This is a genomic window from Lutibacter sp. (genome assembly GCF_013041805.1).
Taxonomy (GTDB): Bacteria; Bacteroidota; Bacteroidia; order Flavobacteriales; family Flavobacteriaceae; genus Lutibacter.
Map to the genome: position 1 here is coordinate 15825 of NZ_JABDRI010000006.1, position 12724 is coordinate 28548.

Below are 12724 nucleotides of genomic sequence, written 5' to 3' on the forward strand. Positions count from 1 at the left end.
TCTTTTATTTAGTGGCAATGCAACTATTTTTGGTTTTCCAATAACTTATTTTTATATTTTTTCTATTTGGGCTATTAGTATCATTATTTCATTCATCATTTTAAAAAAGTATTATGAATAGTTTTTTAGTGATAGCAATAATAATAGTTTATCTCTCGGCTATTTTTTATGTTGCCTACTGGGCTGAAAAGAATTCAAAAAGTATGTGGGTTAATAACCCGTATGTTTATGCTCTTTCATTGGCTGTTTATTGTACGGCTTGGACTTATTATGGCAGTGTTGGTTTAGCAGCAACTTCAGGGTTAAAGTTTTTAACAATTTATTTGGGTCCTGTTATTATTATTCCCGTTTGGATATTACTAATGAAGAAAATAATTAGAATTTCTAAAGGAAATAAAATTTCATCAATTGCAGATTTTATATCATTACGCTATGGTAACGATCGGTTTTTGGGTGCATTAGTAACGGTAATATGTGTATTGGCGATTGTACCCTATATTTCTTTGCAGCTAAAAGCTATTTCTGAAACGTTTAATGTGATTACAAATCATAGTTTAAGTGAGAATTCAATTTTTAATGATACAACTTTTTATATAGCAATACTTTTAGCATTATTTGCCGCTTTTTTTGGAACTCAAAAAACAGATGCTTCAGAGAGACATAAAGGAATTGTTACAGCCATTGCTTTAGAATCCATAATTAAACTTATTTTCTTTTTGGTTATTGGAGTGTATGTAACATTCTATTTGTTTAATGGTCCCACAGATATTTACAATAAAGCTTCTGTTTTACCAAATTTTGAGACTCAACAAAGTATACAAGGTATAGAGGATGGTTTTAATTGGTTTTTTCTTAGTATGCTTTCATTGTTTGCCATTATGCTTTTACCAAGACAGTTTCAAGTTACAGTTGTTGAAAACCAGCGTGAAAAGTATTTAAAAACAGTTACTTGGTTATTTCCACTGTATTTGCTTTTATTCAACATTTTTGTAATTTTTATTGCTTGGGGAGGAAATATTATTTTTCAAAATCAAGATGTAAGCCCTGATCTATTTACATTGCTATTACCCTTAAAAAACAATCATGAATTTTTAGCATTGTTGGTTTTTTTCGGTGGGTTTTCGGCTGCAATTTCTATGGTTGTAATTTCGAGTTTGGCCTTGTCAACCATGCTTAGTAATAATTTGATAATTCCATACGGTTTTTTGAGGAAATATAGTAAAAGGGAGTCTAAAGAAAATATAGGGTCCATTAAAAAGATTAGAAGAATAGCTATTTTTTCTCTAATAATTTTAGCTTATTTATTTTACAGGAGTTTTACATTAAATAGAACACTTGTAACTATTGGTTTAATTTCTTTTGTAATAATAGCGCAATTGGCACCTTCATTTTTTGGTGGGTTATTTTGGAGAAGAGGTTCTTCGAAAGGAGCAAAGTATGGAATAATTATTGGCTTTTTAGTTACAGTTTATACGTTAGTAATTCCTTTTACAATTGATTCTCAATTAATAGCGAGTTCTTTTATTAATGAAGGTGTTTTTGGAATAAAATTTCTTAAACCGTATGAGCTATTTGGATTGCAAATTTTTGAGCCTGTTCCTCAAGCATTTTTCTGGAGTATATTTTTTAATCTGATGGTATATGTTTTAGTTTCAGTGAATAAAATTGGAAGTTATAGGGAAAGAAATTTTGCTGAGATGTTTGTTGATTCTAACAAATATGCATCTTTAAACGAAGATGCTTACGTTTGGAAAGGGGAAGCTTATGTAAGTGATATTAGAAAAGTATTAACAAGATTTTTAGGCGAGCAAAGAACTGAAAGAGCATTGAATTTATTTTATCTAAAGTATAATATTGATAATAATGTTCAAATTGCAGATGCTAGATTAGTGAATTTTTCTGAAAAATTGTTAACAGGAAGCATTGGTAGTGCTTCTTCAAGAATTTTAATTTCATCAGTAGTTAAAGAAGAAGAAATAAGCTTAAAGGAAGTATTAAATATTTTAGATGAGACACAAAAAGCCACAGAATCAAATAAACAATTGCAAGAGAGAGATAAGCAGAAGGATGAATTTTTAGATACGGTTGCTCACGAATTAAAAACTCCAATCACTTCAATTAGAGCTCTTTCAGAAATATTATTAGAAGATGAGAGTATTGAAAGTGGGGTTCGAAATAAATTTTTGTCAAGTATTTTAAGTGAGAGTAAAAGAGTTAATAGATTAATTAATAATATTTTAGATTTAGAAAAACTAGCTTCAGGAAGAGGTGAATTAATTTTAAAGACAAATTCTATTAAGAAGACTATTAAAAAATCTATCAACGCCGTTAATCAATTAGCATTAAGCAAAAATGTAGAAATTAACTCAAAGGAAATAACAGACCTTAAACTTATTTATGATGAAGATAGAATTCAACAAGTACTTATTAATTTATTGTCAAATGCAATAAAATTTTCAGATGTTAACAAGGGTGAAGTATTTGTAAGCACAACAATTTACCAAAATAATATTCAAATTTCAGTTGAAGACAATGGCAGAGGAATTGCTAAAGATGAGTTGGGAGCTATATTTAAAAAATTCTATCAAGCTAAAAATCAAACCATTTTAAAACCTTTAGGTAGTGGATTAGGCTTAGCCATTAGTAAACAAATTATTGAGAGTCATAATGGTAAAATTTGGGCAGCAAATAGAAACCCACAAGGAGCGCAATTAGTATTTATATTACCAATAAATTTAAATTAAAGATGAAGAAGATATTAATAGTTGATGACGAGCCAAATATTGTAATGTCATTAGAGTATATTTTTAAAAAAGAAAACTTTGAAGTTTTTATAGCTAGGGATGGTGCAGAAGCTTTAGATATTATAGAAAATAAATTACCGGATATTGTTTTATTAGATATTATGATGCCTAATGTAGATGGTTATCAAGTACTACATCATTTAAAATCAACTGAAGGTTTAAATACAATTAAAGTTATTTTTCTATCAGCAAAAAATAAAATTGCAGACATAGAGTTAGGCCTAGAATTAGGAGCTGATAAATATATATCAAAACCGTTTTCAACAAAAAAAATTGTTAAAGAAGTAAAAAAATTATTAAAATAATCAAGAATAAAATATGCCTCCAGTGGAGTTTGGATTGTTTAACAAATTAAAAAAATAATAGGATGAGTTATCAAAAGCATTATAGTAAAAGTATTGAAAACCCTCAAAAGTTTTGGGCAGAAGAAGCAAACAATATTAAATGGTATAAAAAACCTACCACTATTTTATCTAAAGATGAAAATAGTTTGGATCGTTGGTTCGCTGATGGGAAACTAAATATGTGTTATTTGGCAGTTGATAAACATGTTGAGGCTGGTTTTGGAGAGCAAACCGCAATTATTTATGAATCTCCTGTTACGCAACAAAAAATAAAGTATTCCTATAATGAAGTAAAACGTCAGGTAGAACGCTTAGCCGGTGGTCTTCGTGATTTAGGAGTAAAAAAAGGAGATACAGTAATAATTTATATGCCAATGATTCCACATGCTGCTTTTAGTATGCTTGCGTGTGCTAGAATTGGAGCTATACATTCTGTTGTTTTCGGTGGTTTTGCTCCACACGAATTAGCTATCAGGATAGATGATTGTAAACCAAAAGTGATTATTACCGCAACTTCAGGAATTGAAGTTGACAGGCTTATTGCTTATAAACCATTAGTAGATGAGGCAATTCTAAAATCTGCACATAAGCCAGATAAAGTAATCGTATATCAGCGCAACTTAGGTGCAGTAAATCCTAAAACGGAACGTTATATTAGTTATAAAAAATTAGTAAAAAAATCAGAACCTGCGGATTGTGTGGAAATGAATTCAACCGATCCATTATATATTTTATATACTTCGGGTACAACCGGAAAACCAAAAGGTATTTTGCGTGATACAGGTGGCTACGCAACAGCTTTAAAATATTCAATGAAAAATATTTATGGAGTTGAGGAAGGTGATACGTTCTGGGCAGCTTCAGACGTTGGTTGGGTAGTTGGGCATAGTTATATTGTATATGGACCACTTTTAAATAGAAATACAACCATTCTTTTTGAAGGAAAACCAATTAGAACTCCTGATGCAAGTACATTTTGGAGGATTATTAGTGAAAATAATGTGAAAGTAATGTTTACTGCTCCAACGGCAATTAGGGCTATTAAAAAAGAAGATCCGGATGGTGCGTTGTTAAAAATGTATGATTTAAGCTGTTTGAAATACCAATTTTTAGCTGGAGAGCGATGTGATATTGCAACATTAAGTTGGTTAGAAGAACAATTAAATATTCCAGTAATTGATCATTGGTGGCAAACAGAATCTGGTTGGCCAATGATATCGAATATGATGGGAATTGAACCACTCCCGGTGAAGCCAGGTTCTGCAGGAAATCCAGTCAGCGGATATAATATTCAAATTCTAAATAATGAAGGTCAAGAAGTTGGCCCAAATGAAGAGGGTTTAGTAACTGTAAAATTACCATTGCCACCAGGAAACTTATTGAATATATGGGGTAATACTGAACGTTATGTTGAAGGTTATTTAAAGAAATTCCCAGGATATTATTTTTCTGGTGATGGTGGTTACAAAGACGATGATGGTTACGTTTATATTACAGGGCGTGTTGATGATGTAATTAATGTTGCCGGTCATAGATTGTCAACTGCTGAGATGGAAGAAGTCGTTGCATCAAATTTATCTGTTGCTGAATGTGCTGTTTTTGGTATTGCAAATGAATTAAAAGGACAGGTTCCTTTAGCTTTAGTTGTTTTGAAATCAGGCGATTATGTTTCCAATTTTGAATTAGAGTATAATATAGTTCAAGAAATAAGAAAACAAATAGGGGCCGTTGCTTCACTTAAAAAAGTATTAATTGTTCCAAGATTACCAAAAACACGTTCAGGAAAAATTCTTCGTAAACTTTTAAGGGATATAGCTGATGGCGCGGAATATACAATACCATCAACAATTGATGATCCGGAAATTATTTCAGAAATCACTCACGAATTTAAATTGCATAAAATCGGTATTTACGAGCATGCAACAGAGGAAGAAAAAGAAACTTTAGAGGATTTAAGAGTTAATTCCTTTATAAAATATTACAAATCTTATCAGCACAGTGTAAATGATCCTGAAGGGTTTTGGGCTCAAATAGCAGATACTTTCACGTGGCGTAAAAAATGGGATAAAGTCCTTGAGTATAATTGGGACACACCAAAGTTCGAATGGTTTAAAGGAGCTAAATTGAATATAACTGAAAATTGTTTAGATCGTCATTTAGAAAAAAGAGGCGATACAACTGCAATTATTTGGGAACCGAATGATCCAACAGAGCCAAATAGAACTTTGTCATATAAAGAATTACACACAGAAGTAAGTAAATTCTCAAATGTTCTTAAAAGTAGAGGAGTTGTTAAAGGAGATAGGATTTGTATTTATATGCCAATGGTTCCAGAACTTGCTATTGCAGTGTTGGCTTGTGCTAGAATTGGAGCTGTTCATTCTGTTGTTTTTGCTGGTTTTTCTGCTGTTGCACTTTCAACTAGAATTAATGATGCTGCTTGTAAACTGTTATTAACAACAGATGGAGTTATGAGAGGTAGTAAAGCAGTTGATTTAAAAGTTATTGCTGATGAAGCGCTTGAAACGTGTCCTACAATTGAAACTTCTATAGTTTTAAATAGAATAAATAGTAAAGTAATTATGAAAGAAGGGCGAGATGTATGGTGGCATGACGAATTAGCTAAGGTAGATGCTAATTGTCCTGCAGAAGAAATGGATGCCGAAGATATGCTCTTTATTCTATATACTTCTGGCTCTACCGGGAAACCAAAAGGAATGGTGCATACTTGTGCAGGTTATATGGTACAAACTGCTTATAGTTTTAAAAATGTATTCCAATATGAACACGGAGACGTTTATTTTTGTACTGCAGATATTGGATGGATTACCGGTCATTCATACATAGTTTATGGTCCTTTGGCCGCTGGAGCTACAACTTTAATGTTTGAAGGTGTGCCTTCATATCCAGATTACAGTCGTTTTTGGCAAATAGTAGAAAAGTATAAAGTGAATCAATTTTATACAGCGCCAACAGCAATTAGAGCATTAGCTGCTCAGGGAAATGAAATGACCGAAAAAAATGATTTAAGCTCAATAAAAGTGTTAGGAACAGTTGGTGAGCCTATAAATGAAGAGGCTTGGCACTGGTACGATGAAAAAATTGGAAAACAAAAATCTCCAATTGTAGATACTTGGTGGCAAACAGAAACAGGAAGCATAATGATTTCTCCTTTAGCTGGTGTTACTCCAACAAGACCAACATTTGCAACACGTCCAATGCCTGGAGTTCAGCCTTGTTTATTAGATGATAAAGGTGAAGAATTAGGCTCAAATCCTGCAGAGGGAAGATTGTGTATTAAATATCCTTGGCCTTCAATTGCTAGAACTATTTATGGAGATCATAAACGGTATAAAGAAACTTATTTTACGGCATTTCCAGGAAAATATTTTACAGGGGATGGATCCTTTAGAGATTTAGAAGGAAATTATAGAATTGTAGGTAGGGTTGATGATGTAGTTATTGTTTCTGGTCATAATTTAGGAACTGCACCAATTGAAAATGTTATAAATGAGCATAGTAACGTGGTTGAATCTGCTATTGTTGGCTTTCCTCATGATATTAAAGGAAATGCACTGTATGCCTATGTTATTGTTTATGAAATTCCTGAAAATGAAGATTTTTTACGTCATGAAATTAATGATTTAATAGCAAGAACTATAGGACCAATTGCAAAATTAGATAAAATTCAATTTGTTCCAGATTTACCTAAAACACGATCAGGTAAAATAATGAGACGAATTTTGCGCAAAATAGCAGAAAATGAGACTTCAAATATGGGAGATATTTCAACATTGCTTAATCCTGATGCTGTTCAAGCTATTATGGATGGATCATTAGTAAAATAAATTTAATAATATAAACTATAAAAAGCCTTCATCTTTGAAGGCTTTTTATAGTTTTAACTTGTCTTATTTTGTTGTTTTAAGGATTTCAATAAATGTAACTTACAGTCGTTTACATTAAATTTTTCTTATGAGAGATTCTAAATAAATCAGAATAATGAACATGACGTTCTTGTTTTAGTTTTGAGATTATTTTTAAAAATAAGATTGACGTAATAAAGGCATCACCTGAAGCTGTATGTCTATCATGTTTTGGAATATCAAACTCATCGCACAAAACATCGAGTGAATAATGTTTGTCTTTTCTACCATCCAACTTTTTATAGAGAATACCAGTATCAATATTTTTATTTTTCAGTTTTGGTAAATTCATTCTTTTCAAAGAAGTATTTATCATTTCGATATCAAAAGCAGTATGATGAGCAACTAAAACATTGTTTCCTATGTAATTAATAAATTGTTCAATGGCTTCATCTTCGTTTAGTTTAACAAGGTTTCCTTCTTTTAAAATTCCATGAATTTCAACAGTTTCAGCTTTAAAGTTACTTTGTCTTATATAGACTTCAAAATTGTCTGATACGTCAATTATATTATTAAAAACACCAACAGCACCTATAGATAAAATTCTATCTGTTGAAGTTTCTAATCCAGTAGTTTCTGTATCAAACACAACAAATCGAGTGTTTTCAATATTTTTTGGTTGTTTGTTTTTGAACTTTTTTAAGTAGTCCAACCAAAAGAGAGGATATTTCTTATTTTTAAACCAAGAAAGCATTACATCATTTGGGATAAATTATACCTAATATTTAACAATTCCTGAATGTCTTTTATAGGTTTAAAGCATCCTTTTAGTTTTAATTTTTCTGATTTGTTTAATTTGTTTAATTGAATATATCTTCCAGAGTTGTTGTATTTTAAACCTTGTTCAGTTTTATATCGCAATAATATTTTAAATGAATCAATACATGATTGATATAAGTCGGCATTCTGAGGCTCTATTTTCATTAATTTTTTAAATCGTGATATCGTGTTATTTTTATCTTTAATGTTGTGAGAAAGTGTAATCAATCTAGCAGCATCAATTAAAGGCATGAGAGCTCTACTTTTTAAGTCAAATTGATCTTTATGTTCACCATCATGCTCTACTAAAAACTGTCTAAAAAAACTAATTGGAGGCGGATTTAATAAAGCATTTCTCCCTAAAAAATTTAAAAATATTTCGTAAGTATGTATGGATTTGAAGATACTATTAGACATGTCTTTCACCAAATCTTTATCTCCATAAACTAAATTGTAATCGAAAAAAATAGTGCATAACATAATAGTATCTTCAGAAGGTTTTGTAATCCAACTGTTGAATTGAGTTTTCCATTCGTTTAATGATAAACACCACTTTGGATTGCTAGCCATCATATCTGCTGGGCAATATTCAAACCCAACATTATGAAGTTTATAAGTGATTTTTTTTGCAAGTTTTAAAAAGTAAGCTTTTGTTGTTTTATAATTTTCTTTTTTAACATCTTCAAAAACTAAGGCATTGTCTTGATCAGTGATAAGCAATTGCTCTTTTCTACCTTGACTTCCTAGTGCTAACCAGCCAAATTTAACGGGAGGTAAACTATCCATTTCAGCTAAAGAAAGTTCAATAATCTTTACGGTAATAGCACTGTTTATTTCAGATATTATTTTTGAAATAAATACAATCGGTATTTTTTGATCGATGTAACCTTTTAAGAGGTTTAAAGTTTTTTCTTTAAGATATTCTAATTTTGTAACATCTTTTGCGCGTTTTATCTCTTTAATTAATACGGAAGGATTATTTCCGTGTAATACAACAATATCATGTTCAGATAAAATACCAATTAATTTAGAAGTTGGTTTTCCATTTTCAGTAATACATAAATGCGTTATTTTATGTTTAATCATTGCAATTTGTGCTTCTGCAATAGTAATTTTTTTAGAAAAAGTAATGACTGGAGATGACATTATTTTAGATACATTTTCATTAATTGAAATCAAACCTGTTGCTATTTTCAAGCGTAAATCTTTATCAGTAATAATTCCAATTGGGTTGTTATCTTCAACAATTAACATAGAGCCTACTCGTCTTAAACTCATTTCTTGTGCAGCTTGTTTTATAGTACAATGTTTTGAACAAGTTATTGGATTTTTACTAAATTCGGCAGTTCTAACTTCTGAAAAATGAGAGTTTATAGTTTCAAGTGTTTCAACATTTGCAAATAAATGACCGTTGTTACTTTTAGCGTAAGGTGTTTTAATATTAGAGGAAAAACTAGCAATAATAAATTTTCGAACTTTTTCATTAACTTCGATTATTTCTTTTAATAAATCTACCGATATAGCATATAATATAGATTCTTCATTTGCTTTTGCACTCATTAAATAATGATCGTTTTGAATTAAAGGTCTTAGCCCAAAAATATCACCTTCATCACATATGTCAACTAGAATTTCATCATTATCCAATGTCCTATACAAACCAATTGCTCCATCTTTTACAACGTAAAAATAATGATGTGGATTTTCTTCTTGTTTAAATACAGAGTTACCTTTTTCTGTATAAATAACTTTTACCTGTGAAGCAATTTGAAATAATTGTTCTTTTTCTAAAACATCAAATGGAGGGAAATTCTTTAAAAAATCATAAATACGCTCTGCAATGATGTTTTTCATAAAGATTTGAATGAGATATAAACAATAAATTTACAAAAATTGTTGCTATAATTTATTGCATAAAAACAAAAAAGCTCATCAATTAACTAATTTGATGAGCTTTTCTGTTTTTAATAAAGTTTTTTAACTCCATTCTTTTCTAAATCTAATAAGTTCTTCGTCAATTTCCTTTTTGGTAAGAGCAATTAATTCATCTACATTATCAGAATATATAGGATTTAAATAACTAACTTTAATTTCAGTTCTCCATTTTCCAAAGCATCTTAAAAAGTGAGGTACAAATGTGTCATCACCAATCCAAGCATCATCGAGGTTCTTATAATCTACAGCAACTGGTATTACTGGAACGCCTAATTCTGTGGCTAAAACAAAGGCTCCAGGTTTAAACTTAATAGTTGTTGGTTCTATGTGCGTAGTTCCTTCAGGAGTATTTAGTATTGAAAAACCATTTTTTAAAATTGTTTTGATCTTGTTTAATGTTTCAGTTCTACTTTCTTTGTTTTCTCTCTTTACAAATATAACGCCAGTAGTCTTGCAAACATTTCCTATTAAAGGCCAAGATTCTACTTCTTGTTTGGCAATAGGGTAGGCTAAAATATTTTTTAAAATAATTAGTGGGTCAAAATAGCTTCTATGATTTGAGATAATTAAACCAGAACTAGATGGCTCTTTGCCGTAAACATAAATTTTAGAGCCTAAAATAACATGTAATATTCGAATTATTTGCCGTCTATAAATTATCCCTCGTTCTATCTTTTTATCTTTATTTTTATAAAATAGATTGGTAATTAGCAATAAGCTATAAATGATAGTCGTGACAAAAGCAAATAACAAGAGTCTAATAATTGCCAATAACGTTCTTAATACCTTCATTTATTTAAAATAACTAAAGGTTTCACCATCTTCAATAGAAAGTAAAGTTTCATAAATTAATTTAATAACATTTTCAACGTCATCTCTATGCACCATTTCAACGGTTGTATGCATATATCTTAGTGCCAAAGAAATCAATGCAGAAGGAACACCACCATTGCTATATGCAAAAGCATCTGTATCAGTGCCAGTCGCTCTTGATGAAGCTAAACGTTGAAAAGGAATTTTATTTGAAGTTGCGGTTTCAACAATTAAATCGCGCAAATTATGCTGAACAGCTGGGGCATAGCTAATTACAGGTCCATTACCGGATATTGTTTCACCTTCCTTCTTCTTGTCAATCATTGGTGTGGTTGTGTCATGACATACATCCGTAACAATAGCAATATTTGGTTTAATACGTTGAGTAATCATTTCAGCGCCTCTTAAACCAATTTCTTCTTGAACTGAATTTGTAATGTACAATCCAAAAGGAAGTTTTTTATTATTCTCTTTTAATAAGCGACCAACTTCGGCAATCATAAAACCGCCCATTCTATTATCAAGTGCTCGGCAAACAAAGTTATTTTTATTTAAAATAAAAAACTCATCGGGATAGGTGATTACACAACCAACATGAACACCTAACTCCTCTACTTCTTCTTTCTTTTTACAACCAACATCAATAAATATATTATCTAATTTTGGAGCTTCCTCTGTTCCAGGTTTGCGGGTATGAATAGCTGGCCAACCAAAAACCCCTTTTACAATTCCTTTTTTAGTGTGAATATTTACAATTTTTGAAGGTGCAATTTGGTGATCACTTCCTCCATTTCTAATAACATAAATTAAACCTTCAGGTGTTATGTAATTAACATACCAAGAAATCTCATCAGCATGCCCTTCTATAACTACTTTAAATTTTGCATCTGGATTTATAACACCAACTGCCGTCCCATAGCTATCTGTAATAAAGGTATCAACATATGGTTTTAAATAGTCCATCCAAATTTTCTGACCTTCACTTTCATATCCAGTAGGTGATGCATTATTCAAATACTTTTCTAAAAAAGAAATTGAATTTTTATTTAATATTTTCTTACTCATAATTATTGTGTATTTAAAAAAAACGAATATACTAATTTGTTGCGTATGCTTACAATTTATTAGCTTATTTAAAGTTTAAATATATTCAAAAGTTGTATTTTTGAAATTCTTTTAGAATCAACAGTTAAAATGAAATTTAATATCAGAACAAATTTAGTTGTACTCACATTATTAATAAGTACAATTGTTTTTTCCCAAGTTGAAAGAGATAAAGACTCTACTTTATTAACAGATCGTTATATAATCTTTGAGGGAGATACGCTTTTAATTGAATTAAATGAAGTTCTTTTATTGAAAAAACTAAAATTTAAATCAAGTTACGATAGAAGATATTATTATTGGTTTCGAAAAAAAACCTTGAAAGCATACCCATATGCTAAATTAGCTGCTGATAGATTAAATGTTTTAACGGAAAGATTAGAAAAAATTGAATCAAAAAGAAGAAAAAAGCAATACACCAAAAGGATTCAGAACTATTTAGAAGAGGAATTAACAAGTCAGCTTAAAAAGTTAACAAGAACTGAAGGGCGCATACTTATAAAACTTGTTCATAGACAAACAGGAGACACATCATTTAATTTAATAAAAAATTTAAGAAGTGGTTGGAAAGCATTTTGGTATAATACTACTGCAAATTTATTTAAGTTATCTTTAAAAGACGAGTACGATCCTGTCAACAATAAAGAAGATTATTTAATTGAAGATATTTTACAACGAGCTTTTCTTAATGGTATTTTGGAAGAACAGCCTTCAAAATTAGATTTTAATTATTTAGAACTAACGGAAAAATGGATTGAGGTCCCAAGACCTAAGGAAAATGCGAAGCCCAAAAAGCAATAAATATTTGTAAAATTATTGTTTAATTGGAGTTAATGTTGTATTTTTATCTTTCCGCTTCTATTCAAAGTTAAATTATTTAGGCTATAACGTGTTTGTTTAGAGGGTTGTATGCAGGGTATAGAAAAAAGATTAAAAAAGTACTTGTCAGGAATAAAAAACGGATTAGATTTGCATCCGCTAATTGAGGTATTTGATTGGCAAAAAGTTCATTAAAGAAGTGTAGAAAAAAAACTCAAAA

At 30.3% G+C, this 12724-nt stretch carries 8 protein-coding genes; 4 read left to right on the forward strand and 4 right to left on the reverse strand.

The window, feature by feature from the left end; translation table 11 throughout:
- Nucleotides 1-113 precede the first annotated feature (113 nt).
- The 3 genes from HKP59_RS00540 to acs all read left to right on the forward strand — a co-directional run bounded on the left by HKP59_RS00540 (nt 114) and on the right by acs (nt 6996).
- Nucleotides 114-2744, forward strand: a complete 2631-nt coding sequence (locus tag HKP59_RS00540) for a sensor histidine kinase (RefSeq protein ID WP_291802545.1) — start codon at nt 114-116, stop codon at nt 2742-2744.
- Between the two features lie 2 nt (nt 2745-2746).
- Nucleotides 2747-3109, forward strand: a complete 363-nt coding sequence (locus tag HKP59_RS00545) for a response regulator (protein WP_291802546.1) — start codon at nt 2747-2749, stop codon at nt 3107-3109.
- A gap of 62 nt (nt 3110-3171) precedes the next feature.
- Entirely contained in the window at nt 3172-6996 is a 3825-nt protein-coding gene (gene acs / locus HKP59_RS00550; RefSeq protein WP_291802547.1) for an acetate--CoA ligase, read from the forward strand.
- A 109-nt stretch (nt 6997-7105) separates the two neighbouring features.
- Here acs and HKP59_RS00555 read toward each other — a convergent pair whose 3' ends face one another.
- The 4 genes from HKP59_RS00555 to HKP59_RS00570 all read right to left on the reverse strand — a co-directional run bounded on the left by HKP59_RS00555 (nt 7106) and on the right by HKP59_RS00570 (nt 11649).
- Nucleotides 7106-7768: a 3'-5' exonuclease gene (locus HKP59_RS00555; protein WP_291802548.1), complete on the reverse strand. Its 663-nt coding sequence runs from the start codon at nt 7766-7768 to the stop codon at nt 7106-7108.
- The gene (locus HKP59_RS00560; RefSeq protein ID WP_291802549.1) at nt 7768-9687 is read right to left on the reverse strand and encodes a DUF294 nucleotidyltransferase-like domain-containing protein; all 1920 of its coding nucleotides are present in this window, start codon (nt 9685-9687) and stop codon (nt 7768-7770) included. The genes HKP59_RS00555 and HKP59_RS00560 overlap by 1 nt, the downstream gene beginning before the upstream one ends.
- A 123-nt stretch (nt 9688-9810) precedes the next feature.
- Entirely contained in the window at nt 9811-10560 is a 750-nt protein-coding gene (locus HKP59_RS00565; protein ID WP_291802550.1) for a lysophospholipid acyltransferase family protein, read from the reverse strand.
- Nucleotides 10561-11649, reverse strand: a complete 1089-nt coding sequence (locus tag HKP59_RS00570; RefSeq protein WP_291802554.1) for a M42 family metallopeptidase — start codon at nt 11647-11649, stop codon at nt 10561-10563.
- 126 nt (nt 11650-11775) lie between these two features.
- Between HKP59_RS00570 and HKP59_RS00575 the strand changes: the two genes are divergently transcribed.
- Entirely contained in the window at nt 11776-12486 is a 711-nt protein-coding gene (locus tag HKP59_RS00575; protein ID WP_291802552.1) for a DUF4294 domain-containing protein, read from the forward strand.
- Nucleotides 12487-12724 lie beyond the last annotated feature (238 nt).

What these genes read in the sequence shown, in the direction of transcription:
- HKP59_RS00565 (WP_291802550.1), bottom strand. Translation starts at nt 10,560, where the DNA reads ATGAAGGTATTAAGAACGTTATTGGCAATTATTAGACTCTTGTTATTT.
- HKP59_RS00560 (WP_291802549.1), bottom strand. Translation starts at nt 9,687, where the DNA reads ATGAAAAACATCATTGCAGAGCGTATTTATGATTTTTTAAAGAATTTC.
- HKP59_RS00575 (WP_291802552.1), top strand. Translation starts at nt 11,776, where the DNA reads ATGAAATTTAATATCAGAACAAATTTAGTTGTACTCACATTATTAATA.
- acs (WP_291802547.1), top strand. Translation starts at nt 3,172, where the DNA reads ATGAGTTATCAAAAGCATTATAGTAAAAGTATTGAAAACCCTCAAAAG.
- HKP59_RS00545 (WP_291802546.1), top strand. Translation starts at nt 2,747, where the DNA reads ATGAAGAAGATATTAATAGTTGATGACGAGCCAAATATTGTAATGTCA.
- HKP59_RS00555 (WP_291802548.1), bottom strand. Translation starts at nt 7,768, where the DNA reads ATGCTTTCTTGGTTTAAAAATAAGAAATATCCTCTCTTTTGGTTGGAC.
- HKP59_RS00540 (WP_291802545.1), top strand. Translation starts at nt 114, where the DNA reads ATGAATAGTTTTTTAGTGATAGCAATAATAATAGTTTATCTCTCGGCT.